Source organism: Mesorhizobium sp. SEMIA396, from assembly GCF_024518615.1.
In the GTDB taxonomy this organism is placed as follows: Bacteria; Pseudomonadota; Alphaproteobacteria; order Rhizobiales; family Rhizobiaceae; genus Mesorhizobium.
The window spans coordinates 1-25,076 of the sequence record NZ_JANIFC010000013.1; the positions used below are offsets into that span (position 1 = coordinate 1).

Annotated in this window: 25 protein-coding genes; 6 read left to right on the forward strand and 19 right to left on the reverse strand. The window is 61.7% G+C overall.

The features are described 5' to 3' along the window. The 10 genes from NP503_RS26635 to NP503_RS26680 form a co-directional block, all read right to left on the reverse strand. Window positions 1-829, reverse strand: an 829-nt coding sequence (locus NP503_RS26635; protein ID WP_127272715.1) for a biotin/lipoyl-containing protein, incomplete at its 3' end; no start/stop codon positions are given. 18 nt (window positions 830-847) lie between these two features. Beyond that, window positions 848-2,248, reverse strand: coding sequence for a pyruvate dehydrogenase complex E1 component subunit beta (locus NP503_RS26640; protein WP_127271464.1), 1,401 nt, complete (start codon window positions 2,246-2,248; stop codon window positions 848-850). Between the two features lie 15 nt (window positions 2,249-2,263). Further along, on the reverse strand, window positions 2,264-3,301 hold the full coding sequence (pdhA, locus tag NP503_RS26645) for a pyruvate dehydrogenase (acetyl-transferring) E1 component subunit alpha (protein WP_127272717.1): 1,038 nt from the start codon (window positions 3,299-3,301) through the stop codon (window positions 2,264-2,266). Window positions 3,302-3,494: 193 nt separating this feature from the next. After that, window positions 3,495-3,818, reverse strand: a complete 324-nt coding sequence (locus NP503_RS26650) for a septum formation initiator family protein (protein ID WP_127270588.1) — start codon at window positions 3,816-3,818, stop codon at window positions 3,495-3,497. 162 nt (window positions 3,819-3,980) lie between these two features. Continuing rightward, window positions 3,981-5,255: a phosphopyruvate hydratase gene (eno, locus tag NP503_RS26655; protein ID WP_127273626.1), complete on the reverse strand. Its 1,275-nt coding sequence runs from the start codon at window positions 5,253-5,255 to the stop codon at window positions 3,981-3,983. A 374-nt stretch (window positions 5,256-5,629) separates the two neighbouring features. Further along, the gene (locus NP503_RS26660) at window positions 5,630-5,995 is read right to left on the reverse strand and encodes a PRC-barrel domain-containing protein (protein ID WP_127270592.1); all 366 of its coding nucleotides are present in this window, start codon (window positions 5,993-5,995) and stop codon (window positions 5,630-5,632) included. Between the two features lie 85 nt (window positions 5,996-6,080). Continuing rightward, the gene (locus NP503_RS26665) at window positions 6,081-6,284 is read right to left on the reverse strand and encodes a dodecin family protein (protein WP_013531476.1); all 204 of its coding nucleotides are present in this window, start codon (window positions 6,282-6,284) and stop codon (window positions 6,081-6,083) included. Window positions 6,285-6,380: 96 nt separating this feature from the next. After that, window positions 6,381-7,241, reverse strand: a complete 861-nt coding sequence (gene kdsA, locus NP503_RS26670; protein ID WP_236383487.1) for a 3-deoxy-8-phosphooctulonate synthase — start codon at window positions 7,239-7,241, stop codon at window positions 6,381-6,383. Beyond that, window positions 7,238-8,128 (reverse strand): VOC family protein, encoded by an 891-nt coding sequence (locus NP503_RS26675; RefSeq protein ID WP_127269947.1) that lies wholly within the window; start codon window positions 8,126-8,128, stop codon window positions 7,238-7,240. The genes kdsA and NP503_RS26675 overlap by 4 nt, the downstream gene beginning before the upstream one ends. Window positions 8,129-8,240: 112 nt before the next feature. Further along, a complete protein-coding gene (locus NP503_RS26680; RefSeq protein WP_023812050.1) occupies window positions 8,241-8,531 on the reverse strand; it encodes a Dabb family protein in 291 nt (96 codons plus the stop codon). Between the two features lie 557 nt (window positions 8,532-9,088). On the opposite strand from NP503_RS26680, the gene NP503_RS26685 reads away from it, so the two are divergent. Together NP503_RS26685 and NP503_RS26690 are read left to right on the forward strand one after the other, a co-directional pair. Next, the gene (locus NP503_RS26685; protein ID WP_127269951.1) at window positions 9,089-10,345 is read left to right on the forward strand and encodes a cyclopropane-fatty-acyl-phospholipid synthase family protein; all 1,257 of its coding nucleotides are present in this window, start codon (window positions 9,089-9,091) and stop codon (window positions 10,343-10,345) included. A 121-nt stretch (window positions 10,346-10,466) separates the two neighbouring features. Next, window positions 10,467-11,465 (forward strand): glycerophosphodiester phosphodiesterase family protein, encoded by a 999-nt coding sequence (locus NP503_RS26690; RefSeq protein WP_127272399.1) that lies wholly within the window; start codon window positions 10,467-10,469, stop codon window positions 11,463-11,465. Between the two features lie 34 nt (window positions 11,466-11,499). Here NP503_RS26690 and NP503_RS26695 read toward each other — a convergent pair whose 3' ends face one another. Both NP503_RS26695 and NP503_RS26700 read right to left on the reverse strand, forming a co-directional pair. After that, window positions 11,500-13,476, reverse strand: coding sequence for a bifunctional 2',3'-cyclic-nucleotide 2'-phosphodiesterase/3'-nucleotidase (locus tag NP503_RS26695; protein WP_127272400.1), 1,977 nt, complete (start codon window positions 13,474-13,476; stop codon window positions 11,500-11,502). Between the two features lie 146 nt (window positions 13,477-13,622). Next, entirely contained in the window at window positions 13,623-14,888 is a 1,266-nt protein-coding gene (locus NP503_RS26700) for an NAD(P)/FAD-dependent oxidoreductase (protein WP_127269074.1), read from the reverse strand. A gap of 163 nt (window positions 14,889-15,051) precedes the next feature. Here NP503_RS26700 and NP503_RS26705 point away from each other — a divergent pair, with 163 nt between their 5' ends. Then, complete coding sequence (locus NP503_RS26705) at window positions 15,052-15,705, forward strand: 5-formyltetrahydrofolate cyclo-ligase (RefSeq protein WP_127269075.1); 654 nt, start codon at window positions 15,052-15,054, stop codon at window positions 15,703-15,705. 145 nt (window positions 15,706-15,850) lie between these two features. On the opposite strand, the gene NP503_RS26710 is transcribed toward NP503_RS26705, so the two are convergent. Continuing rightward, complete coding sequence (locus NP503_RS26710; RefSeq protein ID WP_127269076.1) at window positions 15,851-16,324, reverse strand: Lrp/AsnC family transcriptional regulator; 474 nt, start codon at window positions 16,322-16,324, stop codon at window positions 15,851-15,853. A gap of 155 nt (window positions 16,325-16,479) precedes the next feature. Here NP503_RS26710 and ald point away from each other — a divergent pair, with 155 nt between their 5' ends. Both ald and NP503_RS26720 read left to right on the forward strand, forming a co-directional pair. After that, window positions 16,480-17,595 (forward strand): alanine dehydrogenase, encoded by a 1,116-nt coding sequence (gene ald, locus NP503_RS26715; RefSeq protein WP_023812057.1) that lies wholly within the window; start codon window positions 16,480-16,482, stop codon window positions 17,593-17,595. 206 nt (window positions 17,596-17,801) lie between these two features. Beyond that, a complete protein-coding gene (locus tag NP503_RS26720) occupies window positions 17,802-19,109 on the forward strand; it encodes an outer membrane protein (RefSeq protein ID WP_127273684.1) in 1,308 nt (435 codons plus the stop codon). 235 nt (window positions 19,110-19,344) lie between these two features. On the opposite strand, the gene NP503_RS26725 is transcribed toward NP503_RS26720, so the two are convergent. The 6 genes from NP503_RS26725 to NP503_RS26750 form a co-directional block, all read right to left on the reverse strand. Continuing rightward, a complete protein-coding gene (locus NP503_RS26725) occupies window positions 19,345-19,812 on the reverse strand; it encodes a DUF1203 domain-containing protein (protein WP_127273685.1) in 468 nt (155 codons plus the stop codon). A gap of 156 nt (window positions 19,813-19,968) precedes the next feature. Next, a complete protein-coding gene (locus tag NP503_RS26730; RefSeq protein WP_127271734.1) occupies window positions 19,969-20,526 on the reverse strand; it encodes an OmpA family protein in 558 nt (185 codons plus the stop codon). 116 nt (window positions 20,527-20,642) lie between these two features. Beyond that, entirely contained in the window at window positions 20,643-21,215 is a 573-nt protein-coding gene (locus tag NP503_RS26735; protein ID WP_206517198.1) for a GNAT family N-acetyltransferase, read from the reverse strand. Continuing rightward, entirely contained in the window at window positions 21,212-22,078 is an 867-nt protein-coding gene (gene sseA, locus NP503_RS26740) for a 3-mercaptopyruvate sulfurtransferase (protein WP_127270594.1), read from the reverse strand. Before sseA ends, NP503_RS26735 begins: the two co-directional genes overlap by 4 nt. 39 nt (window positions 22,079-22,117) lie before the next feature. Continuing rightward, window positions 22,118-22,861, reverse strand: a complete 744-nt coding sequence (locus tag NP503_RS26745; protein WP_127270595.1) for an alanyl-tRNA editing protein — start codon at window positions 22,859-22,861, stop codon at window positions 22,118-22,120. After that, window positions 22,861-23,895 (reverse strand): cysteine synthase A, encoded by a 1,035-nt coding sequence (locus NP503_RS26750; protein ID WP_127270597.1) that lies wholly within the window; start codon window positions 23,893-23,895, stop codon window positions 22,861-22,863. Before NP503_RS26750 ends, NP503_RS26745 begins: the two co-directional genes overlap by 1 nt. 328 nt (window positions 23,896-24,223) lie before the next feature. On the opposite strand from NP503_RS26750, the gene NP503_RS26755 reads away from it, so the two are divergent. Continuing rightward, window positions 24,224-25,045: an SDR family oxidoreductase gene (locus NP503_RS26755; protein ID WP_023812065.1), complete on the forward strand. Its 822-nt coding sequence runs from the start codon at window positions 24,224-24,226 to the stop codon at window positions 25,043-25,045. Window positions 25,046-25,076: the final 31 nt, after the last annotated feature.

The window sequence follows — 25,076 nt, forward strand, 5'->3', positions numbered from 1 at the left end:
CGCCCTTATCGGTCTTCTTCACCGGGGCTGCCGCATTGATCTGCGTGCGCAGCGCCAGCAGCGCATCGAGTTCGCAATCGAGCGTCAGGTAGAAATGCGGGATGGTGGTCTTGGCTTCGACCAGGCGCCGCGCGATGGTCTTGCGCATATTGTCATGCGGGACGAGGTCGTAGGAGCCCTGTTCGAACAGTTTCAGGATCTGATCATCCGACATCGCCTTCACCGCAGGCGCAGGAGCGCCAGCAGGAGCCTTGGCGGCAGGCGCCGCCTGGGCACCTCCACCGGCAATCGCCGCGTCGACATCCGCCTTCACCACCCGGCCATGTGGGCCGGTGCCAGTCACGGCAGACACATCGACACCGGCCTCCTTCGCGATGCGGCGCGCAAGCGGCGACGCGAAGGTGCGCTCGCCGGCCGCATGGCCGTTGGCAACCGGAGCCGCATCTGCCTTGGATGCGGTCGCGACCGGTTCGGCCTTGGGTGTCTCAGCCTTCGGTGCGTCAGCCTTGGGAGCCTCCGCTTTCGGCGTCTCGGCTTTGGCCGGTGCAGCACCGCCCCCGCTTTTCGCGGCGGCGCCTGCATCCTCACCTTCGGCGGCGAGCACGGCGATCAGCGCGTTGACCTTGACGCCTTCGGTGCCGGCGGGAACGACGAGCTTTGCCACCGTGCCCTCATCGACAGCCTCGACTTCCATCGTCGCCTTGTCGGTCTCGATCTCGGCAATCACATCGCCCGGCGAAACCTTGTCGCCCTCTTTCACAAGCCACTTGGACAGATTGCCCTCTTCCATCGTGGGCGACAGGGCCGGCATGGTGATGTTGATTGGCATTTTGTCCTCCCGCCCGGTTCAGCGATACGTGACGGCTTTGACCGCCTCGATGACTTCGCCGACATTCGGCAACGCCAGCTTCTCGAGGTTCGCCGCATAAGGCATCGGCACATCCTTGCCGGCGATGGTGATGACCGGCGCGTCAAGAAAATCGAAGGCGCGCTGCGACACCTGGTTGGCGATATGGTCGCCGACCGAGTTCTGCGGATAACCTTCCTCCACCACCACCAGGCGGTTGGTCTTCTTGACCGAGGCGATGATGGTGTCGAGATCGAGCGGCCGGATCGTGCGCAAGTCGATGATCTCGGCATCGATGCCAAGGCCACGCAGTTCCGCTTCAGCCTTGACCGCATAGGTCATGCCGATGCCGAAGGAGACGATGGTGACGTCCTTGCCTGATTTATGGATGCGCGCCTTGCCGATCGGCAGCACGAAATCGTCGAGCTTCGGTACGTCGAAGGACTGACCGTAGAGGATTTCATTCTCGAGGAAGATGATCGGATTGGGATCGCGGATCGCAGCCTTCAACAAGCCCTTGGCGTCAGCGGCGGTGTAGGGCATCACCACTTTCAGGCCCGGAATGTGGCTGTACCAGGCGGCATAGCACTGCGAGTGCTGAGCGGCGACGCGTGCGGCGGCACCGTTCGGTCCACGGAACACGATCGGCGCGCCCATCTGGCCGCCGGACATATAGAGCGTCTTGGCGGCCGAGTTGATGATCTGGTCGATCGCCTGCATGGCGAAGTTGAAGGTCATGAACTCGACGATCGGCTTCAGGCCGGCCATCGCCGCACCCACGCCAACGCCGGCAAAGCCATGCTCGGTGATCGGCGTGTCGACGACGCGCCGCGGCCCGAATTCCTGCAGCAGGCCTTGCGTGATCTTGTAGGCGCCCTGGTATTCGGCAACCTCCTCGCCCATGACGAAGACATCGCCGTCGCGGCGCATTTCCTCGGCCATCGCATCGCGCAGCGCTTCGCGCACCGTGGTCGAGACCATTTCCGTGCCGGCCGGAATGTCCGGATCGGCGGCGATTTCCGACTTCGGAGCAGCAGCCACCGGCGCAGCCGGCTTTGCGGCCTCCGCCTTATCCTCTGCCGCCGCCGGAGCCTCTGCCTTTGCAGGCGCTTCCGCCTTGGCGGGCGCCGCGGCCTTGCCGATATCCCCGGCACTTTCGCCGTCCTGTAGCAGCACGGCGATCGGTGTGTTGACCTTGACGCCTTCGGTACCGGCGGCGATCAGGATCTTGCCCAGCGTGCCTTCGTCAACGGCTTCGACTTCCATCGTCGCCTTGTCGGTCTCGATCTCGGCGATGACGTCGCCGGCGACGACTTTGTCGCCCTCGTTCTTCAACCACTTCGAAAGATTGCCCTCTTCCATGGTCGGCGAGAGAGCGGGCATGAGAATTTCGATCGGCATGTCCTTGCCCTCCCGTTACAATACGATATCGGTCCAGAGCTCGGACGGATCCGGCTCCGCGTCGTTCTGGGCAAATTCGGCGGCATCCGCGACAATGTCGCGGACCTCCTTGTCGATGGTCTTGAGCTCGTCCTCGGTCGCCCACTTCTTTTCCATCAGCCGTGCCTTGACCTGCTCGATCGGATCATGGTCCGAGCGCATCTTCTGCACTTCTTCCTTCGAGCGGTATTTCGCCGGGTCGGACATCGAGTGACCGCGATAGCGGTAGGTCTGCATTTCGAGAATGATCGGCCCGTTGCCGGCGCGGCACCATTCGGTCGCCTGGTCGCCGGCGGCCTTGACGGCGCGGACATCCATGCCGTCGACCTGGATGCCGGGAATCTTGAACGAGGCGCCACGGTGCGAAAAATTGGTTTCCGCCGAAGAGCGCGACACCGAGGTGCCCATGGCATAGCGGTTGTTCTCGATGATGTAGATCACCGGCAGCTTCCACAGCGAGGCCATGTTGAAGCTTTCATAGACCTGGCCCTGGTTGGCCGCGCCATCGCCGAAATAGGTCAGCGAAACATTGTTGTTGTCGCGGTAGCGGTTGGCGAAGGCCAAGCCCGTGCCGAGCGACACCTGCGCGCCGACGATGCCGTGGCCGCCGTAAAAGTGCTTTTCCTTTGAGAACATGTGCATGGAGCCGCCCTTGCCCCGGGACAGGCCGCCCCGACGCCCGGTCAACTCGGCCATGACGCCGCGCGGCGACAGTTCCATCGCCAGCATGTGGCCGTGGTCGCGATAGGCGGTGATCATCTGATCGCCATCGATCAGTGCCATCTTCATGCCGGTGACGACCGCTTCCTGGCCGATATAGAGGTGGCAGAAGCCGCCGATGAAACCCATGCCGTAAAGCTGGCCGGCCTTTTCCTCGAAACGACGGATGAGCAGCATGTGCCGGTAAGCGGCAAGCTCTTCGTCCTTGGTGAATTCGGCAGGCTTGGGGGCCGAAAGCCCCGATTTGCCGTCGGATTTGGATTTGGCAGGCGCTTTTCTGGCGGCGGTGGCCATGCATCACTCCCTGTTGGCGTCTCTTTGTGGACATTAGAGCAGATGAAATCTGCTCTGGGGAGATCAGCTCTTCCCCACCGATTTAAGGGAGGCTAACACGCGTCAAAGCGTTGCGCCATGCCGAATTTGCATAGCTGGCATGCGCCTAAGCGATTAAAATCATTGAAAATATTGATGATTAACTTGAAATCAGTTATTTCGACGAGGTCGGCAACATAATGGTGATTTCGTCAGCCTGGGACAGATTGAGCGCCTTGCGTGCCTGCTCATCGAGCATGTCCTTTTCGAGCGTGCCTTCATGCATCAACCGAACGCGGCGCTCGAGTTCCATGCGGCGCGCCTTGATCACATCGAGCTGGCCTTGCAGCGCCACCGTCTGGGCTTCCAGCTGATATTTCGAATAGATGCCGAATTCGCCGTGATAGGCGTGAAAGCCGAAATAGGCCAGGAACGCCACGCAAAGCGAGGGAATGATCAGTCGGCCGGTGTTTCTCTGCTTGTGCTGACGCGTCCACATGATCCAAATCCTCGCGGCCGCGAACTCAGGCGGCTCACGATCTTTTTCGCCCGATTGTGCTTAACGGACGGTTACGGGTGTCCTGTTGGGCGGCGTCGAAACAAAAAAGGGCGGGAATGCTCCCGCCCTTTTGTCCGGTATCGATGAGCCGGTGTTTCTGGATCAGCCCTTGACCACCGACTTGCCGGCATAGCTTGCCTGCTTGCCGAGTTCTTCCTCGATGCGGATCAGCTGGTTGTACTTGGCCATGCGGTCGGAGCGCGACAGCGAGCCTGTCTTGATCTGTCCGCAATTGGTGGCAACCGCGAGATCGGCGATGGTCGAATCCTCGGTTTCGCCCGAGCGGTGCGACATGACGGCAGTGTAGCCGGCCTTGTGCGCGGTCTCTACGGCGTCGAGCGTTTCCGTCAGCGAGCCGATCTGGTTGACCTTGACGAGGATCGAATTGGCAACGCCCATGCGGATGCCGTCGCGCAGCCGCGCCGTATTGGTGACGAACAGGTCGTCGCCGACCAGCTGCGTCTTTTTGCCGATCAGGTCGGTCAGGTACTTCCAGCCTTCCCAGTCGTCCTCGGCCAAGCCGTCCTCGATCGAGATGATCGGATAGTCGGCGGCAAGCTTGGCCAGGTATTTGGCCTGGGCCTTGGGATCGCGCGTCTTCTTCTCGCCCTCATAGACGTAGTTGCCGTCCTTGAAGAACTCGGTCGCGGCGCAATCGAGGCCGAGCGCGATCTCGTCGCCCGGCTTGAAGCCAGCCTGCTCGATCGATTCCATGATGAAATCGAGCGCCACCGGCGCGCTTTTCAGGTTCGGGGCGAAGCCGCCCTCGTCGCCGACATTGGTGTTGTGGCCGGCGTCTTTCAGTTTCTTGCGCAGCGTATGGAAGATTTCCGAACCCCAGCGGACACCTTCGCGCAGCGTCGGCGCGCCGATCGGCAGGATCATGAATTCCTGGAAGTCGATCGGGTTGTCGGCATGCGCGCCGCCATTGATGATGTTCATCATCGGTACCGGCAGGAGATGCGCCTTGGTGCCACCGACATAACGGTACAGCGGCAGACCGGCGGCATCGGCGGCCGCCTTGGCCACCGCCAGCGACACACCGAGAATGGCGTTGGCGCCAAGCCGGCTCTTGTTGGGCGTGCCGTCAAGCTCGATCATGGTCTGGTCGATATGGATCTGGTTTTCGGCTTCCATGCCGCCGATGGCCTCGAACAGCTCGCCGTTCACCGCTTCGACGGCCCTGAGCACGCCCTTGCCGAGATAGCGGGCGCCACCGTCGCGCAGTTCGACGGCCTCGTGGGCGCCGGTCGAAGCACCCGACGGCACCGCCGCGCGGCCCATCGAGCCGTCTTCGAGAATGACATCGACCTCGACGGTCGGATTTCCACGGCTGTCCAGGATTTCACGCCCGACAATGTCGATGATGGCGGTCATTTGCGATGTCCTCGATTGATCTGAAGAATGCCGCACGTCTTAGCCAAAGTGCTGCAAAAGGCAATCGGCCGGCCGGCAATTATTGCCGCGGCATCAGCCTCTGAACGATTCACGAAGCGCAAATCGCTGTCATCATAAGTCATGCACGGTCGGCTGACTTCCGGTTAAGGTGCAGCGCGCGGGGCGAAACAGGAGGAGTTTCGCCATGTCCCAGTTGAGTGGTATCGTGAGTCTGTTCCTGATCGCGGCGGCATTCCTGACGTCGTGCGACAATCAGCAGTCGCCGCCGAAGGCGATGGCCCCCTTACACGTCAGCGAATAAGCCAGAATACAAAGCGGCCCCGTCTCTCGACGGGGCCGCTTTGTCGTTGCTGTCAATGCCAGTAAGGCGTGACCTTGTAGTAATTGTAAGATTCGTCGCGCGCCGCCTCGCCATCCGCCCCGCTCAATTCGTTGATCGAATAGGCAGGCGCCGCCCTGAGTTGTTCCTTGGAAAACGGCACGACATAGCCACCCTTGTCCTCATCATAGTCGAGGCTCGCCCACGGAATGGCGTGATATTTTTCGCCAATGCCGAGGAAGCCGCCAAAACCGATCACCGCGAACATGATGCCGTTCGTCATCTTGTCGAGCATCACATCCTCGATGCTTCCGATGCTCGTGCCTTCGGTATTGTAGACCGATGTACCGATGACCCGTGAGGCGGCGATGGCTTGGGTGTGACCTGTCTGGGTTGTCATGATTGTGCTCCTCATTGTGGTTTAGAACCATACTTGGACAATGAGGGGCGCGGGCGAAGGTTCCCGACTTTTCGGCGACGCCCGGTCACTCCGCGAGGATGAAGGTAACCTTCATATTGACGCGATAAGCAACAATCTTGCCGTCTTGGACGACGATCTTCTGGTCCTGGATCCAGGCGCCCTCGACGTTCTTCAGGGTTTTCGAGGCGCGCGCAATTCCCTGTTCGATGGCGTCCTGAAAGCTCTTCTTCGACGACGATGTGATTTCGGTGACGCGGGCGACGGACATGGCTTCCTCCTGCCAAAACGCTCAGTTGCAAGGCAAGCGTATAGCCGGCTCGTGCCTTCCACAAGCGCCGGCGGTCGGCAGGGTATGCGTCCGGCCTTAGAGGCCCTTGGCGATACGGTCGAATGCCATCAGCCGCTCGAGCAGGGCTGGCATGTCCTTTAACGGCAGCATGTTCGGACCATCCGACGAGGTCGAATTGTCAGGATCCTGGTGGGTCTCGATGAACACGCCGGCAACGCCGACAGCGACGGCCGCGCGCGCCAGCGTCTCGACAAAACGACGTTCACCGCCCGAGGACCCACCCTGCCCGCCCGGTTGCTGCACCGAATGGGTGGCATCGAAGATCACGGGCGCGCCGATTTCGGCCATGATGGGAAGAGCGCGCATGTCGGAGACCAGCGTGTTGTAGCCGAAGGAGGCGCCGCGCTCGGTGGTCAGCACATTGGCATTGCCGGATCCGGTGATCTTGGCGACGACGTTCTTCATGTCCCAGGGGGCGAGGAACTGCCCCTTCTTCACATTGATAACCTTGCCGGTCCTTGCGGCGGCGACCAGCATGTCCGTCTGGCGCGACAGGAAAGCCGGAATCTGCAGGACATCGACATGCGGCGCGACGATCGCGCACTGCTCCTCGGTGTGGACATCGGTCAGCACGGGGAGCGAAAATTCCTTGCGCAGTTCGTCGAAGACGGGAAGGGCTGCGTCCATGCCGGCGCCGCGCGTCGCCGACAGCGAGGTGCGGTTGGCCTTGTCGTAGCTGGTCTTGTAGACGAGGCCTATGCCGAGCCTGCCGGTCAGTTCCTTCAGTGCGCCGGCCATGTCGAAGGCATGCTGGCGCGATTCAAACTGGCACGGGCCGGCGATCAGGGACAAAGCCGCCCTGTTGTCGAAGACGACATTGCCGACGGCTACAGACGAATTGGGCGCCATCGAATTGGACGCTTGCGGCTTGCTCATGGGATCTCCCGGAAGATAAAGGCCGCGCCCTGTCCGGGTGCACGCCGCACGACGATATCATTGCCCGCTATATCGTGTTGGACGGAATTGGCTGCAAGCAGCCTTGATGTCACATCGGCGTTCCGAACCGAAAAGACCACCGCTGCGAAGCGTAGATCTGTCGGCGCGCCGGCCGGCAGGCCGAAGCGCGCGGTGAAAGCCGCGCGGTCAAGCACGCTCAAATCCGCATTCGGCAAGGGAAAAATGCCGCCCTGCCCGTCGGCGGCCGGATCATCCACCGCCACGGAAATCAGCCCATGCTGCTTTCCGGGCGCATCGCTGACCGCCAAGATCTCGACAATTCCGGTCGCGCCGTTGGCGTGGGCCTGCAAAGCCGTGCGATCAACATCAGGCGCGTTGACCCGCTCGCAGGCAAACAGGAAGGCGTCCGTGGCCTCGGCTCCGGCCGCAAAGGCGAGCTTGAACGACGCGACGTCGCTTTTGCCGGCCGGGTCGGTGAAGGCGCGCGAAAAACCCAGCATGTCTCCCGCCGAGATGCCGGCATCGACATAGCGTGCATGGTCGGCATCGGCATTGCCCGTGCCCAGAACAATGGCGGAAAATCCCTCGTCGCCGTTGCTGTCGCGATAGGCGCGATCACGCGCGACGAAGACATTGCCGTCTGCGATAGCCTTTGCCGCCACCTGCTCGTCGCCGACCGCCAAAGGTTCGAGATAGGTGCCGTCGGCCAGGAAAACACAGCAGTTTTCCGTTCCGAACGGATGGATACCGGCCGGGGCAACGACGAAGCCAAGCGCGGTGAGCCGGCCTCGCGCCACATCGAGGCTGTGCGTCGGCAGCACCAGATGATCGAGCGGATGAGTGCCTGCGGCTGCGGTTTTGGTCATGCAGGCGCGATGTGCATCATTCCGCAAAGCCGTTCAAGACTTGATCGCAATACCGGCCAGTTCGCCCGTCAATTCACCGGCCGTCGAAAGGCGCCCTTGGAGCAAGGTTCGATCAGCTCCCCGCGACGACATCGGCGGAATAGCGCAGTTCACGCATTGGTTTGACCTTGCTGGTGGTCTGCGCGTAGAGCGGGTGCGCCTTGTAGGCGGCCAGCGCGGCGTCATCGGCGAACTCCGCATAGACGACCACGTCGACCTCATCGGACAGCGGGTCCACCTTGGTGTTGAGCGTGACCTCGAACAGGCTGGAATGAGGAATGTCGCCGAGCGCCAGCAAGCCGGTGCGCACGGCCTCGACATCCTCTTTTCGCCGCGCGCTGAAGAAAACGATATGCCGGATCAACCCCGCCTCCTCGATCAAAGTGCCGGGGTCTTTTGTGACGGCAGGACGTTGGCGTCAATCGACAAGGATGTCGCGGCTGCTGCCACTGGAGTTAAGCTTTGCTGGTAACATATCGCACAACATGGCTAAGCTCTCTCACAGCGGTGTCGAGATAGCGGCCCTGATTGTACATGCCATCCCAGATCAAAAAAAATGCGATGGCGGCAATGACGATTACATAACGCATGGCTAAATCTATCGCACAAGGAATTCTGCGGTCATAGGCGTTTTTTGACGCGCTGCGCCTTGGCTGTGCACAGGCACAGATGCCCGCCGGCGGGAGCAATCTGCTTGGCACAGCCCCGCTTGCAGCCTGCCCCTTGAAGTTTCCCCGCATGACGTGGAAGATTGTCGCACGGATTCACCGGGAAGCGCTGAAGCTCTGGTAGGGGGCGCGCACTTCGTTCGAGCCCGCTCGCCGACGAACCGGTCGCGGCGGCGTTCGAAGCTGGCGAATGATCCAAGAGAACCGTGGTCCGGCAATTTGCGCCGGCACCGCGGAAATCCAGGGGCATGAGATGGCGCAAAAGGAACATGTTGGCGTAGCATTGAGCGACGCGGTCAGGCTCGATGAATTCAACTTCGCGGAGATCGTCAAAGGTCTGCCGGCGAAAGCGCGCATGGTGCTGTCGGCGGCGATGAACCTGCCTCGCGGTTCGCTCAGGGTGAGGCTGCCGGACGGCCGCGCCGTGCTCGTCGGCGGCAAGGGACCTGGCCCGGATGCCGAACTGGTGCTGAAGAATTGGCGCTTGCCCGGCCGCGCCTTTTCCGGCGGCACGATCGGCGTTGCCGAATCCTATATGGACGGCGATTGGGAAAGCCCTGATGTGACCAGCTTCCTGGAGCTGTTCGTGGTCAATTCGGTCATTGGCGAGCGTATCGCGGGCGGCACCAGTTGGCTGATCAACACCGTCCAGCGCATCCGCCACTGGTTCAACCAGAACACGCGCACCGGTTCGAAACGCAATATCTCGGCGCATTACGACCTCGGCAACGCCTTCTACAAGGAATGGCTCGATCCGAGCATGACCTATTCCTCGGCGCTCTACACGACCGGTGCCAACGACCTGGAAGGCGCCCAGGCCGCCAAATATCGCGCTCTGGCGAAGGATACAGGGATCGGTCCGAAGGACCATGTGCTGGAAATCGGTTGCGGCTGGGGTGGCTTCGCCGAATTCGCGGCGCGCGAGATCGGCTGCCGCGTGACCGGGCTGACGATCAGCCGCGAGCAGCACGATTTTGCCACGGCTCGCATCGCCAGGGCTGGTCTTGCCGACAAGGTCGACATCAAGCTGCAGGATTATCGCGACGAAACCGGCACCTATGACCGCATCGCCTCGATCGAGATGTTCGAGGCGGTCGGCGAGAAATACTGGCCGGTGTTTTTCGGCAAGATGAAGGCCTGTCTAAGGCCTGGCGGCACCGCCGGCCTGCAGATCATCACCATCAACGAAGCCGCCTACGACACCTATCGCGCAAGGCCGGATTTCATCCAGCGCTACGTCTTCCCGGGCGGCATGCTGCCGACGCCGTCGATCCTGAAGGCGCTCGGCAAGGATCATGGCCTTGCCCATCTGCGCGAGCGCGTGTTTCCGGACGACTACGCGCGCACGCTTGCCGAGTGGCGCCACCGGTTCTGGGCGTCATGGGAAAAGATCGTCCCGCTCGGCTTCGACGACCGGTTCAAGAAGCTCTGGGAGTTCTACCTGCACTATTGCGAGGCCGGATTCCGCGCCAGCTACATCGACGTGCGCCAAGTGGTCTACAAGGCGTAAGCCGACACGCTCTTGAACAGGCTATGTCGAGCATGATCGCGACATAGCCGCGTCGTCGCCGTCAAAAAGTCCGATCGCGAAGCAGAATGCCGCGCAGGACGGACGAATCGGAAATCACCTGATGCGCAGACGGACGATCTTCTTCGGCGTCATTGGTGTCGCTGCGGTGGGCATCTGGCTCAACAACACCTCGCTGTTATCGAGTCGCCCCGCCGGCAAGCCGGAGATGCTTGCCCATCGCGGCCTTGCCCAGGATTATTTGCGCGCAGGCATGACAGGACAGACTTGCACGGCCAGTCGCATGTTGCCGCCGCGCCATGGCTACCTCGAAAACACAATTCCCTCGATGGAGGCCGCCTTCGCGCTGGGCGCTGACGCGCTCGAACTGGATGTTCACCCGACGACGGACGGCAAGTTCGCCGTCTTCCATGACTGGACGCTGGATTGCCGCACGGAAGGCAAGGGAGAAACGCGCAGCCATTCCATGGCCGAGTTGAAGACCCTCGATGTCGGCTATGGCTATACGGCGGATGGCGGCAAGACCTTTCCATTCCGCGGCAAGGGTATCGGCATGATGCCATCGCTGGATGAGGTTCTGGCGCACTTCCCGGCCCGCCGCTTCAACATCAACGTCAAGAGCAACGATCCGGGCGAAGGCGAAAAGCTGGCCGCCTGGCTTGCCACGCTGTCTCCAGCCGAGCGCGGTTATCTGTCGGTCTATGGTGGCGATAAGCCGATCGCCGCCGTCAAGGCAGCACTGCCGGACATGCATACGCTAAGCCGCGCATCGCTGACGCAATGCATCCTGCGCTATGCCGCGATTGGCTGGAGCGGCTACGTTCCGGATGCCTGCCGCAGAGGCACCTTGCTCATCCCCGTCAACGTCGCGAAATGGATGTGGGGGTGGCCGAACCGGTTTCTCGATCGCATGCAACGAGTCGACAGCCGCGTCTATCTGCTCGGCCCTTATTCCGGCGGCGACTTTTCGCAAGGGCTCGACGATCCCGAACTGATCAAGCAACTGCCGGACGGCTATTCCGGCGGCATTTCCACGGATGCGCTGGATCTCGTCATGCCTGACATCAAGGAACGTTTCGGCTCGGATCAATCCACGCCGTAAGGGGCTTGGATCGAGCCGCCCCGCAGCCCACCCTTCAAAGCAGGATGCGGTATTTCGCGAAGCCCGCCTCGCCCTCGCCCGCCGGTTCGATCTTCAGCGATTTCACCTGCGCAATGAAATCCTTGGCCCTGGGGCCGGTTTCGAAGACGGCGCTGGCTCCAGGCAGCGGTGCGAACGACCAGTTGTCGTCCGCCGACGGGTTGATCGTGCCCTCGCTGACGATATAGCGGACGATGACATCGCGATTGGTGTCCGGCGCCTCGTAGATGATCTTCGAGGCATTGATGTCGGGGAAATTGCCGCCGCCACCGGCCCGGTAATTGTTGGTCGCGATGACGAATTTCTGTTTAGGATCAATTGGTTTTCCATCGAAACTCAGGTCGACGATCCGATTGGCGCCAGCGTTGGCCAGCCCGCCCTTGGCATCGTATTTCGACGGCTGCGACAGATCGATCTTGTAGGTGACGCCGTCGATGACGTCGAAATTGTAGGACGGAAAATTAGTGTTGATGAGGGCCTGGTCGGCCTTATCAGGCTCGATCCGGTTGAAGATGCCGGCCGACATTTCCAGCCATTCCTTAACCTGCGCACCGGTGATTTCGACCGCACGCACGGTGTTGGGATAGAGATAGAGGTCGGCAACGTTCTTGATGGCGATGTCGCCCGCCGGCACGTCGGTATAGTAGTCGGCGCCGTTGCGCCCGCCGGCCTTGAACGGCGCGGCCGCCGACAGCAGCGGCACATCCTTCCATTGCGTGTTCTTGAGGATATCCCTGAGGTACCAGGTCTGCGCCTGGCTGACGACCTGCACCGACGGATCGTCGGCGACCAGCGCGAAATAGGAATAAAGCGGCGCGGAGGTCTTGCCGACGGGACGCCGCACATAGGCCAGCGTCGCCTGGTGGTCCTGGTCGAGGGCCGCGATGATGCGCTTGTCGTCCGGGACAGTCGGCTTGTTCTTGTTGTCGAGGCGTTCGAAGATCGGCCGCGCTTCGGAGGTGGCTGAAACGACCTTCCATTTCGACCCGTCACGCTCCAGCATCAGGTCGATCAGCCCCATATGCGAGCCCCAGAAACCGCCCATGACGGCGGGTTTGCCCTGCAGCGTGCCCTTTTGCGTGTCGACACCGTCGAGCGACTGGAAATCCTTCTTGCCGGGGAACACCAGATGCTGGTGGCCGGTGAACACCGCATCGATGCCGTCGACGCCGGCGACGAAGAACGAGGCGTTCTCCATCATGTCGCCCTGCTTCACGTCGATGCCGGAATGCGACAGCGCAAGGACGATGTCGGCGCCCTCCTCCTTCATCTGCGGCACCCAGGCCTTGGCCGCCTCGACGATGTCGCGCGTCTTGACGTTGCCCTCGAGGTTCTTGAGATCCCAGACCATGATCTGCGGCGGCACGAAGCCGATGATGCCGATCCTGATCGGCTGCTCGGCGCCCGAACCGTCCTTGATCTTCTTGTCGAGGATGACATAGGGCTTGAGATAGAGCTTGTCGTCGCGCGGGTTCGCGGCAAGCTCGGTGCCGCGGATCAAATTGGCGCAGACGAAGGGAAAATTGGCGCCGGCCAGCACCTTATCCAGGAACGACAGGCCGTAGTTGAACTCGTGGTTGCCCAGCGTGGAGCACTCGTAGCCAAGCAGGTTCATGCCTTTCATGATCGGATGCAGGTCGCCGTCCTTCAGCCCCTTCTCATAGGCGATGTAGTCGCCCATCGGATTGCCCTGCAGCAGGTCGCCATTGTCGATCAGCATCGAATTCACGGCTTCCTTGCGCACAGCATCGATGAGAGACGCCGTGCGCGACAGGCCCAGCGTGTCGTTCGTTTTGTCGGCGTAGTAATCGTAAGGCAGCACGTTCACATGGATGTCGGTGGTCTCCATGATCCGGAGATGGGCCTGGTTGCCTTGAGCGCGGGCGGAGAACGGATGCAGCATAATCAGTGCCCCTGCGGCGGCGCCCGCAAGGAGATCGCGGCGGGATATGGGATGGAGCAGTTGCGACATGTTTTCTCCTTCGACAACTGACAAGCCCTGCCCCGAAGCGAACTTCGCTCTGAAACCTGCTTAAGTCCATTCAACAAGTCGCGCGCATGAAGCCGCCACTCGATCAGCAACGGATGACGTGCGGATGAACGATCGGGGCGAGGAAATCAGCCCTTGTCGTCGTCGCCTTGGGTGATCAGCCGCGCGCTGCGCTGGCCTGTCGCGTAGATCCATAGCCAGCTCAGCGAAACCGCAAGCCGGTTGCGAAAACCGATCAGGAAATAGATGTGCGCCACTCCCCACAGCCACCAGGCCGCCCAGCCGGTCAGCTTGAGCCAGCCGAAATCGATCACCGCGGCGCGCTTGCCGATCGTGGCGAGATCGCCGGCATGCCTGTAGTGGAAAGGACGCGCGGTCGTGTCGCCGCCGAGCCTGGCCTTGATGGTGGCCGCAACATGTCGGCCCTCCTGCTTGGCGGAAGGCGCGACGCCGGGCACCGGCCGGCCATCGGGCCGCAGCACAAGGGCGGCGTCGCCGATGACGAAAATCTCCGGGCTGCCAGATACAGTCATATCGGGCTCGACCAGCACCCTGCCCGCGCGGTCCGCCTTCGCTCCCAGCCATTCAGCGGCCGGCGAAGCGGCAACGCCGGCTGCCCACAGGATCGTTCGGGCTGCCAGTTGCTTATCGCCAAATACAACACCTTCGGCGTCGCAGCTCGTGACGGCCCGGCCGAGCTCGACAGTCACACCGAGCCGCTCGAGCGCTTTGCTGGCATAGTCGGAAAGTTTCGGTGCGAAATTGGCCAGGATGCGGTCGCCGGCCTCGATCAGCACCACACGCGTCTGCCGCGTGTCGATGTTGCGGAATTCGCCGCGCAGCGTGTCATGCGCCAGCTCGATGATGGTGCCGGCAAGCTCGACGCCGGTCGGCCCGCCGCCGACGATCGCAATGGTCAGCAACGCCCGGCGTTTGGCGGGATCGGTCTCCCGCTCGGCCTGCTCGAAGGCCAGGAGAATTCGCCTCCGAATGCTGGTGGCGTCCTCCAGCGTCTTCAGGCCCGGGGCGAAAGGCTCCCATTCGTCGTGGCCGAAATAGGCGTGGCGGGCACCGGTGGCGAGCACCAGCGTGTCGTAGGCGACCGCGCTGCCGTCATCGAGCAGCACGCGCTTGCCGGCGCGGTCGACACCGGTGACATTGGCGAGCAGGGTCGTCACATCCTTGCGCTTGCGCAGGAGGTGGCGGATCGGCCAGGCAACCTCGGAGGTGGCCAGCGCCGTCGTCGCCACCTGATAGAGCAGCGGCTGGAAGAGGTGATGGTTGCGCTTGTCGATCATGGTGATACGCACCGGAGCGCCAGCAAGTGCACGGGTGAACTCGAGACCGCCGAAACCCGCGCCGACAACGACGACATGATGCCTGGCTTCATTCATTTCGTTCACCCCGATGGCAAGATTGGCTGTCCTGGATGTAGGTATTTTTGTGCAATGCAACAACAGATGGACGGTGCCCGAGACTCGTCGTTCCATGTCGTGAATGCACATGTTGTATCGTATCGCGAGGTATAGCGTCATCGAACACGCGATGAGGTGAGGCATGGCCAACGATCGTGACGACGATGCTCCGGCGCAGTATTCTTCGCCGCCCTGTTTCATGCACGAGCTCGATCCGGAATTCCGTGCGCCTTCGAGCGACTGGATCGATGTGAGACGCTGGCGCAAGGCCGAACGCGAACGGCTGATCGCTGCGCGTCTCGCCGTTTCGGCCGACGCGCGAGCGGTAATGTCGCAACGCATCGCCGATGGCCTCGACGCGATCATCGGCGAGATCGCCGGGCGCATGGTCAGTCTCTACTGGCCGTTTCGCGGCGAGCCGGATTTGCGGCCTTGGATGGCGTCCATAAACGAACGCGGCGGCCGCACCGCCCTGCCCATCGTCATCGACAAGGGGCACCCGCTGATCTTCCGCGCCTACAAAGCGGGCGACCGGCTGGAGAAAGGTGTCTGGAACATCCCGATCCCGGCCGAGGGCGATCCGGTGCTGCCGGACATCGTCATCTCGCCGATCGTCGGCATCGATCCCCAGAACTACCGCCTGGGTTATGGCGGCGGCTTCTTCGACCGCACGCTGGCAGCGATGCCGTTCAAGCCGCTGGTCATCGGCGTCGGCTACGAGCTGCAACGCATCGCGACCATCTACCCGCAGCCGCACGATATCCCGATGGATCGGGTGGTAACGGAGGCCAGCTAGTCCAGGCTGTGCTGAGATTCAGGTCAGGCCGAGTCGAAAATGGTCGCTTCCGAGAACGGGAGCGGAGCGTACTTTTCGTACGCGAGCACCGGAAGCGCAGGGAGCTACCATTTGCAGGCCGGCATCACCTGAATATCAACGCAGCCTAGGCCATTTCCGGCTTCATGCCCATGGCGGTCCTGTCGACGATTTCGCGTAGCGCAAAGGACGAATTGATTTTGGTCACATGCGGCATTGCCGACAGCCATTCCTTGTGGATGCGCTCATAGTCGACGAGATCCTTCGCCGCGATCCGCAGGATGTAGTCGTACTCGCCCGACATCAGGTGACAGGACAGCACGTTCGGGCAGCGTTTGATCGCCGCCTCGAAATCCGAAAGCGTCTTCTCGAACTGTCCCGACAGCGATATGTGCACGATCGCCGTCATCTGGTGGCCGAGTGCTGCATTGGAAAGCCGGGCATGATAGCCGCGGATGGTTCCGGATTTCTCCAGATTGTCGAGCCGGCGCGAACAGGCCGACTGCGACAGGCCGACCTTCTCGGCCAGTGCCGCATTGGGTATCCTGCCATCCTTCTGCAAAGCCTCGAGAATGGCGATATCAATCCTGTCGAGCCGCATTTTTCGTGAATCCTGCGAATATCCAGCTATTTCGCGCAACGATTATCGAAACCTGCCGGTTGGCGCAAGCGCATTCGCAAACACCTGCGCAACGATTCGTGGTTCACTCCATCCATACAGGGAACGAGCCCAAAGGGCCGGATCAGGAGAAGAAAATGCGCGTCGGCTGCCCCAAGGAAATCAAGAACCACGAATACCGCGTCGGCCTCACCCCCGGCTCGGTCCGCGAATATGTCGCCCATGGCCACGAAGTGCTGGTTGAGACCGGGGCCGGTGCCGGCATCGGCGCCGATGACAACGCCTATCGCGCCGCCGGCGCCACGATTGCCAAGACGGCCGCCGAGGTGTTCGCCAGGTCGGACATGATCGTCAAGGTCAAGGAGCCGCAGCCCAGCGAATGGGCGCAGCTTCGCGAAGGCCAGATCCTGTACACCTACCTTCACCTTGCTCCGGATCCGGAGCAGACCAAAGGCCTGCTTGCGTCCGGCGTGACGGCAATCGCCTACGAGACCGTGACCGACGACCGTGGCGGCCTGCCGTTGCTGGCGCCGATGTCGGAAGTTGCCGGACGTCTGTCGATCCAGGCCGGCGCCACGGCGCTGCAGAAGGCCAATGGCGGCCGCGGCGTGCTGCTCGGCGGCGTGCCCGGCGTGCTGCCCGGCAAGGTCACCGTGCTCGGCGGTGGCGTCGTCGGTCTGCACGCGGCCAGGATGGCGGCCGGCCTTGGCGCCGACGTCACCATCATCGACCGCTCGATCCCGCGCCTGCGCCAGCTCGACGACCTCTTCGCCGGCCGCGTCCACACCCGTTACTCGACTGTCGAGGCGCTGGAAGAAGAGTGTTTTTCGGCAGACATCGTCGTCGGCGCGGTGCTGATCCCGGGTGCCGCGGCGCCAAAACTGGTTTCGCGCGAAATGCTGTCGGGCATGAAGAAAGGCTCGGTGCTGGTCGACGTCGCCATCGACCAGGGCGGCTGCTTCGAGACCTCGCACGCCACCACTCATGCCGAGCCGACCTATGAGGTCGACGGCGTCATCCACTATTGCGTCGCCAACATGCCCGGTGCCGTGCCGGTCACTTCGGCCCACGCGCTCAACAACGCGACGCTGCACTATGGCCTGCAGCTTGCCGACAAGGGCCTGAAGGCGCTGGTCGACGATCATCACCTGCGCAACGGCCTCAATGTCCACAAGGGCAAGATCACCAACCGGGCAGTCGCCGAGGCGCTCGGCTACGAACTGGTCGAGCCGAAAGCCGTTCTCGCCGCCTGATTTTCGCGAGAACAGCTCCTTTCAATCCAGCCCGCCGGTTCCAAGCCGGCGGGTTTTTTCTTGCGAGCCTGTTTTTCAGGCAAAGCATGGCGTCGAAAGATGTGACGCAACGGCACTTTGCTCATCATTGTTGCATATTTGTCATTCCCGTACCGACCGACTCCCTGCTAGAGACATTCTGGGTTTACTCATTGGGGTACGGGCATATGTTCATTCGCACATCCGCGAAATCTTTTCTTCTTGGTGCTGTTTCTGCTGTGGCTTTGATGTCTGCTGCTCATGCAGCAGATGTCGTCCAGCCGGTAGAAGAAGCTGCCGGCTTTAACTGGAGCGGCCTCTACGTTGGTTTTGGCGTCGGTGCCGGTGCCAACGTACACGAGCTCGGCAGCGATTTTATTCCAATCTCGCTGAACGGCATTGGTGGCGAAGGCGTCTATGGTGAGCTGACGGTTGGCTATGACTATATGGTCTCGCCCCGGTTCCTCATCGGCGGTCTGCTGGACGCTCACGTGGGCAACATCAAGACCACGCTGGACATTACGGGGTTCGACGCTTCGATCAAGGAAACCTACGGTTTCGACGCTGGCCTGCGTCTCGGCTACCTCTTGACGCCGAACACTCTGGGCTACGTGCTGGGTGGCTATTCCTGGCAGAAGTACAAGCTCGATACGAACGCCGGCTTCGACTTTGATTGGGATCAGAGCGGGTATTTTGTCGGAGGTGGCATCGAAACGGCCATCAACAGCAATTGGACGATCAAGACTGAGTATCGCTATACGGGCTTCGGGACCAAGGACGATCTTCTTTCCGAGGCTGGCATTGTCGGAGTACCGGACGGTCTCCTGAATCTTGACACCTCGCGCCATACTTTCCAGATCGCAGCCAATTACCGTTTCGGTGCACAGAACGGCGGCGGCGCTGCCTTCGAGACGCCAGCCTACAACTGGACCGGCTTCTATATCGGTGGCGCTGGTGGCGCCGGTGCGTCCGTGCATCAGATCAACGTTCCGCCGCTCGGCGACCTGGAATTCAATGGTCTCGGTGGCGAAGGTGCCTTTGGTGAACTGAACGTCGGCTACGATCATGACTTCGGCAGCTGGGTCGCAGGCGTCATGGTCGATGCACGCTACTCCGGCATGACTTCCAAGCTGGATCTCGGCGGCGGGTCGATCAACGTCGATACCGACTATGGGTTCGATGTGCTGGGCCGCGTCGGCATGAAGATGAACGAATCGACCCTTGCCTATGCGCTTGCCGGCTACAGCTGGCAGCATTTCGATCTGAACGCTTCCGACCCGATCGGCGACATTCTCGACTGGGGTTCCAGCGGTTTCTCGGTTGGTGGCGGCCTGGAAACGGCTCTGTCCAGCAATGTCACCGTTGGCCTCGAATATCGCTATTCGCAGTTCGCCGAGAAGGACTTTTCTTCGGAATTCGGCGCACCCGACGACACCCTTACCTCGACTTCCTCTTTCCACACCGTGCGTCTCGGCGCGAAGTACAAGTTCAACTAAAAGGCCCTCCAGCCAAACAGTTGCAGCCCGTCGGCCATGCCGGCGGGCTTTTTTTTATTGCTCGAATCTTTCCGCGCCAAACGCAGGCAACAAAAAAGCGGAGCCAAAGCCCCGCTTCCTCGATGTCGAGATTTACCGCCGGTTCATCCGCGGTCGGCAAATCGATCGACAATAGCTTTCTATCGCGAATATGCGACGGGAGTACGACAACTGTTTCCAGCGGCTAATCTCAGCCTCAAGCGCGCTCGATGCGGCACTGGTAGCAATTGTTGCGCGCCGAACGGACATGGACGTAGGCGATCTCGTCGCGTTCGAACAGCGTCTCGGCCCGTGCAGCAATTGCCGTGGTCGGGATGACGCCGCCGCTGCCGTAGACGATGCGATCATCCCTGCCATAGCCGCGCACGATGTAGTCGGGGCTTTCGAGAATCTCGGGCAGCGCCTCGCTCTCGGCAGCGCGGTCGCATTCCTCGCCATGCAGGAAGATCGGCCCCGTTTCAGCATAGGGCTGAAGCTGCGGGAATGGCCGGTACGCCAGAACAAGATAGGCGTCGCCGGCGGCGATGTTCTTCAAGCAATGCCGGCAAGGCATGCCGTCACCGTCGGAGATCTTTCGCTCGGGCATTTGGCCATAAGCATCGATCCCGCCGCGCTGCAGCGTCCTGACACCTTCGGTCGGCAAAGCTTTGAACTGGATGGTCATGGAAAATCTCCGGTGTGGTCTACCGGAAATTATCCCTTTGAACTCTCGCCGCCCACCCGATTCCTGCCAGATATCGAAGAGCCGGTCGCCCGTCGGCGACCGGCTCTCATCAAGTCCCGTCGAAAGCGCCGTCTAACTAAAATTCAGAGCTGCGGCTCAACGGATGAAATCGTCGAAGCGGCGCAGTGTCACCCGGCGATTCTGCCAGTTTTCGTTCTGCGTCTGCACCAGCAAAAACTCTTCGCCATAGCCGACTGTCTCGAGAGCATGACCCGGCACGCCGAATTCGCGCACCAATGTGCGCTTGAGCGAAGCGGCGCGCTGTTCGGACAGAGCCTGATTCGACTGGAAGGAGCCGACGGCGTCGGTGTGGCCCTCGATCAGCACGCGGGCGCCGCGATCGCGGCGCAGGATGCGCCGCAGCGCGTCGGCAATGGTCTCGATCTTGTCGTATTGCGAGTTGGCAATAGCCGCCGAACCGAAGGCGAAGTTGATCGACTGGATATCGATCGAGCGGGCCATGCGGCGCAAATCCGGGCGCCGCTTGAATTCGCGGATGGTGACGCGCTCGTTCGGCCGCAATTTCACCCGCGGCGCCGCCTCGAGCTTCCGCTCGATCGTCGCGGCCGAAGGCGTTGTCGCCTGGGCTGCGGCGAGGCTTGGCATGGCAATTGCCGCGATCAGCGCGGCGGCAAGTGTACGGCGGGTCAGCATATCTTCGTCTCCTTCGGCCTTGGCCGCATTGATGGTGCCGGCAACATGCCAAAAACAGCCTGAAGGGCCGATGAACGGCGGGTTCAGATTCGAACCCGTGTCAGCTTCCGGCTAGTCTAGGGCCGCATGACGCTGGCCGCGCGCTCGGTGAAAGGCAGCGGATGGACGATTTCCCTCTTTTGCGCCACCGGTGCAAAGCCGAGCTTCTGGTAGAGCGGCAGAGCCGCCGGATGATCGAGCGTGCAGGTCTGCACCGTCACCCGCTTCGGCCCATGCGACCATGCGGCGGCGATCGCGGAGCCCAGGAACCAGCGGCCGATGCCTTGCCCGGTGGCATGTTCCATCATGCCGAAATAGGCGAGTTCGACTTCTTCCGGCAGATGCGGCTTGAGATCGAAGAAGCCGGCGGGCGCGCCGTCGAGGTAAAGGACCCTGATGTCGCGATCCTCACGATGGATGCCGGCGGAAAGCTCGTCGTCATCCAGCCTCAGCACATTGACCCAGTGCCATTTGCGCCCCACCCGGTCCATCAGATAGCGGTAAAAATGCAGCGGAATGTCCTTGGTCTTCAGCAGCGCGACCTGACGGTTATACGGCACAGGCGGCGAATAGGCCGGAGGCACATGCATCTCGAGGAACGTCACCGTGACTTCGATGTCTTCCAGCGCGCCGTTTTCCACCGTCTTCATTCCTTGCCGATCACAACGGGGCCGGTCACGACAGGCGTGTCGGAAAGCCCGCCCCACTCCGTCCAGGAGCCGTCGTAAAGCCTGTTGTTTGTATGGCCAAGCGTTTCCAGCGCCAGCGTCACCACCGCCGCGGTAATACCGGAGCCGCATGAAGTGACGACAGGTTTCGACAGATCGATGCCGGCCTCCTCGATCACCTTGCGCAGACGGTCCTTCGACAGCAGCTCGCCATTTTCCGACAGCGCCGAATAGGGCAGATTGCGCGCGCCGGGCATATGGCCGGAGCGGATACCCGCGCGCGGCTCAGGTTCAGTGCCGGTGAAGCGGCCCGGTCCACGGGCGTCGGCGATCTGGCTCGCCTTGGTGTCGACGATCCCGCGCATGTCGGCGAGGCTGGCGACGCGCCCGGCGTCGAAATCGGCATGAAACACGCTTGGCGCGATCTTGGTCGGTTCGGCCGTCACCGGCCTGCCGGCGGCTTTCCAGCCATCGAAGCCGCCCTCCAGAATATAGGTCTGAAAGACGCCCATCACCCGGAACATCCACCACGCCCGGGGTGCGGAGAAGAAACCCGGCCCGTCGTAGACGACGATGGTGTCATCGGCCGAAACGCCCATGGCGCCGACATACTGGGCAAAATGCTGCGGCGACGGCAAGGTATGCGGCAGGGGCGAATCCGGGTCCGAAACGGCATCCTGATCGAGAAAACGTGCGCCCGGGATATGGGCCGACTCATACTCGCCGCGCGCATCGCGCCTCTGCGCCGGGAGATACCAGGATGCGTCGATGATCGTCAGGCCCGGCTCGCCGAGACGTTGCTGCAGCCAGTCTGCGTCGACGGTGAAGGGGCTGTCCTCGGCCATTTTGTTCTCCTGCTCGCTTTTTGGCGATCACTGTCCTGTTCAGTTTGCCGGCATCGGCCCAAAGCGGATGCGGAAGCGCCGGTTCTCGCGGCCCTTCTTCTCGATCTTGCCGATGTGGATTTCGCCGACTTCGGCGGTGCTTTTCACATGGGTGCCGCCGCAGGGCTGGCTGTCCACCGAAGCGTTGTCGCCGATACAAACCAGGCGGATCTTGCCTGTGCCCACCGGCGGCCGAACGTTCTTGGATTTCACCAGGCCGGGATTGGCGGCCAGGTCTTCGTCACTGATCAGCCTGACAAAGATCGGATGATCGGCCCGCACCAGGTCCATCAGCCCGGCGGTGACGTCCTCCTTGGTGAAGCCGGCATCCGGAGCGTCGAAGTCGACACGGCTGTCGTCCTCGGAAACCGAGGCACCGGTGATCGGGAACGGGCAGACGACGGTGAGCAGATGGCAAGCCGCGTGCATGCGCATCAGGAGATGCCGCCGCTCCCAGTCGATCGCCAGCCTCAGCGCCTCGCCTGGCTGCGGAACCGCCTGCTCCGGCGCCGGCACGTGTATGATCTCGTCCTTGGTCTCACCGGTGAGGGTGGCGGCAATGACGATACGGCTGCCGTCGCCGCGTTCGAGATACCCGGTATCGCCCGGTTGGCCGCCTGAAGTGGCGTAGAAGATGGTCCGGTCGAGGATGATACCGCCGCGATCGTTGACGGCAACGACCGTTGCGTCCGCCGTCCGCAGATAGGCATCGTCGCGAAACAGGGCGTCCGTCCTGTTTGCCATCACGCGACCTTTTCGAACGGCACCGGAATTGTGCTCTTCAGTTCCATCCAGCCTGGCACCGGCAGCTGCTTTTCGCGCAGGAATTCCGGGTTGAACAGTTTTGATTGATAGCGCGTGCCATAATCACAAAGAATGGTCACGATGGTGTGGCCGGGACCTAATTCCCTGCCCAGACGGATCGCGCCGGCTATGTTGATGCCGGTCGAGCCGCCGACGCAAAGGCCCTCTTCCTGGATCAGGTCGAAGACGATCGGCAGCGCATCCTCATCGGGGATCTGGAATGAAAAATCCGGCGTGAACCCTTCGAGATTGGCGGTGATGCGCCCCTGCCCGATGCCTTCGGTGATCGAGCTGCCTTCGGACTTCAGCTCGCCGCTGGTGTAGAAAGAATAGAGCGCGGCCCCCAGCGGATCGGCGAGCGCGATCTTCACATCCCGGCTTTTGGCCTTCAGTCCGGAGGCGACGCCGGCCAGCGTGCCGCCAGAACCGACCGCCGACACGAAACCGTCGACCTTGCCGCCGGTCTGGTTCCAGATCTCCTCCGCGGTGGTGCGGATATGGCCGTCACGGTTGGCGACATTGTCGAACTGGTTGGCCCAGATGGCGCCGTTCGGTTCTGTCTTTGCCAGTTGCTCGGCCAGCCGCCCCGACAGTTTCACGTAGTTGTTGGGATTCCTGTAGGGCACGGCCGGCACCTCGATCAGCTCAGCGCCGAGCAGCTTGATCGTGTCCTTCTTTTCCTGGCTCTGCGTATCGGGAATGACGATGACGGTCCGGTAGCCGAGCGCCTTGGCGACCAGCGTCAGCCCGATGCCGGTATTGCCCGCCGTTCCCTCGACGATCACGCCGCCGGGCTTCAGCAGCCCGCGCTTCTCGGCGTCGCGGATGATGAACAGGCCCGCACGATCCTTGACCGACTGGCCGGGATTCATGAATTCGGCCTTGCCCAGGATCTCGCAACCGGTTTGTTCCGAAGCTTTGTTGAGGCGGATCAGAGGCGTGTTGCCGATCGCGTCGATCACAGAACGGGGCATTCAGGATTCCTTGTGTAGGTGCGCCGAAACCCTAGAAACCCGAAGCTGCGGTTTCAAGGCAAGAATTTGTCTGGTCCAGTCGCATTTGCAGTGCTGTTGTTGCGTCGGCGCTTCCCGAGGCTGGCCTCTTGCGCCACTGTTCATTTCCGGCTGACGTTGAAAAGCGGCTTTTCATTCGATTTCTTCACCGCTAGAGCAATTCCAGGAAAAGTGTGAAACGGTTTTCCGTCCGGAATTGCGTAGAAACAAGGAGATAGAGCAGTTCGCCGTTTCCGTGAAACGGTGAACCGCTCTAGAGCAAAGCACCAACAAGTCGACAGGGCGCAGCATGACACTCTACCGGGCTAACCCGAAGCACGGCGTCGCCTGGATCACGGGCGGCTCAAGCGGCATCGGCCGTGCGCTGGCCAGGGATCTTGCTTCCCAGGGCTATGCCGTCGCGGTGACGGCGCTTGACGACGATCCGATCGACACGCTTGTCGTCGAGACCGCGCAGATGCCGGGCAGTGTCACGGCCTTTCCCTGCGATGTCACCGACGAGCCGCGCATGGCAAGAACCGTCGCCGCGATCGAGAAGGAGCTCGGTCCCATCGTGCTCGCCATCTTCAATGCAGGGAACTACATTTCGACGCCGGGGGAGAATCTTGTCGTCAACGACTTTCGCCGGTCCTTCGAGGTCAATTATTTCGGCATCATCAACGGCCTCGTGCCCGCGGTCGAACGCATGCGTGTGCGGGCGCGCGGCCATGTCGTGCTGGTCGGCTCGGTGACATCCTATTTCGGCTGGCCGACAACGGCCGCCTATGGCGGCACCAAGGCGGCCATCAACATCCTGGCCGAGTCGCTGAAGTATGATTTCGACAAGATGAACGTGCGTATCCAGGTGTTCAATCCCGGCTTCATCGACACCCCGCTGACCGAGAAGAACATGCTGCCTATGCCGGGACTGATGCCGGTCAGCCGCGCATCGCGCCGCATGGCGCGGGGCATCAAGTCGGGCGGCTTCGAAGTCCATTTCCCGCGCCGGACCAGCTGGCCCCTGAAACTGCTCGGCCTGCTGCCGAGGCCGCTGTGCAGAGGGTTTATCAGCCTGATGACCAGTTGGAAGGCGCGGCCGCTGCATTACGACCGCAAACCCCCGATCGAATAGGACGCCGGCGAAATTGGCAGGCCCACCGTTT

Excerpts from the sequence above, each read along its gene's own strand:
- NP503_RS26665 (WP_013531476.1), bottom strand. The coding sequence starts at position 6,284 with ATGTCCGTCGCCCGCGTCACCGAAATCACATCGTCGTCGAAGAAGAGC.
- sseA (WP_127270594.1), bottom strand. The coding sequence starts at position 22,078 with ATGGCCGAGGACAGCCCCTTCACCGTCGACGCAGACTGGCTGCAGCAA.
- NP503_RS26755 (WP_023812065.1), top strand. The coding sequence starts at position 24,224 with ATGACACTCTACCGGGCTAACCCGAAGCACGGCGTCGCCTGGATCACG.
- NP503_RS26725 (WP_127273685.1), bottom strand. The coding sequence starts at position 19,812 with ATGACCATCCAGTTCAAAGCTTTGCCGACCGAAGGTGTCAGGACGCTG.
- NP503_RS26675 (WP_127269947.1), bottom strand. The coding sequence starts at position 8,128 with ATGACCAAAACCGCAGCCGCAGGCACTCATCCGCTCGATCATCTGGTG.
- NP503_RS26710 (WP_127269076.1), bottom strand. The coding sequence starts at position 16,324 with ATGCGGCTCGACAGGATTGATATCGCCATTCTCGAGGCTTTGCAGAAG.
- NP503_RS26735 (WP_206517198.1), bottom strand. The coding sequence starts at position 21,215 with ATGAAGACGGTGGAAAACGGCGCGCTGGAAGACATCGAAGTCACGGTG.
- kdsA (WP_236383487.1), bottom strand. The coding sequence starts at position 7,241 with ATGAGCAAGCCGCAAGCGTCCAATTCGATGGCGCCCAATTCGTCTGTA.
- NP503_RS26700 (WP_127269074.1), bottom strand. The coding sequence starts at position 14,888 with ATGAATGAAGCCAGGCATCATGTCGTCGTTGTCGGCGCGGGTTTCGGC.
- NP503_RS26695 (WP_127272400.1), bottom strand. The coding sequence starts at position 13,476 with ATGTCGCAACTGCTCCATCCCATATCCCGCCGCGATCTCCTTGCGGGC.
- ald (WP_023812057.1), top strand. The coding sequence starts at position 16,480 with ATGCGCGTCGGCTGCCCCAAGGAAATCAAGAACCACGAATACCGCGTC.
- NP503_RS26745 (WP_127270595.1), bottom strand. The coding sequence starts at position 22,861 with ATGGCAAACAGGACGGACGCCCTGTTTCGCGACGATGCCTATCTGCGG.
- eno (WP_127273626.1), bottom strand. The coding sequence starts at position 5,255 with ATGACCGCCATCATCGACATTGTCGGGCGTGAAATCCTGGACAGCCGT.
- NP503_RS26750 (WP_127270597.1), bottom strand. The coding sequence starts at position 23,895 with ATGCCCCGTTCTGTGATCGACGCGATCGGCAACACGCCTCTGATCCGC.
- NP503_RS26690 (WP_127272399.1), top strand. The coding sequence starts at position 10,467 with ATGCGCAGACGGACGATCTTCTTCGGCGTCATTGGTGTCGCTGCGGTG.
- NP503_RS26660 (WP_127270592.1), bottom strand. The coding sequence starts at position 5,995 with ATGACAACCCAGACAGGTCACACCCAAGCCATCGCCGCCTCACGGGTC.
- NP503_RS26640 (WP_127271464.1), bottom strand. The coding sequence starts at position 2,248 with ATGCCGATCGAAATTCTCATGCCCGCTCTCTCGCCGACCATGGAAGAG.
- NP503_RS26730 (WP_127271734.1), bottom strand. The coding sequence starts at position 20,526 with ATGCTGACCCGCCGTACACTTGCCGCCGCGCTGATCGCGGCAATTGCC.
- NP503_RS26685 (WP_127269951.1), top strand. The coding sequence starts at position 9,089 with ATGGCGCAAAAGGAACATGTTGGCGTAGCATTGAGCGACGCGGTCAGG.
- pdhA (WP_127272717.1), bottom strand. The coding sequence starts at position 3,301 with ATGGCCACCGCCGCCAGAAAAGCGCCTGCCAAATCCAAATCCGACGGC.
- NP503_RS26705 (WP_127269075.1), top strand. The coding sequence starts at position 15,052 with ATGGCCAACGATCGTGACGACGATGCTCCGGCGCAGTATTCTTCGCCG.
- NP503_RS26650 (WP_127270588.1), bottom strand. The coding sequence starts at position 3,818 with ATGTGGACGCGTCAGCACAAGCAGAGAAACACCGGCCGACTGATCATT.
- NP503_RS26720 (WP_127273684.1), top strand. The coding sequence starts at position 17,802 with ATGTTCATTCGCACATCCGCGAAATCTTTTCTTCTTGGTGCTGTTTCT.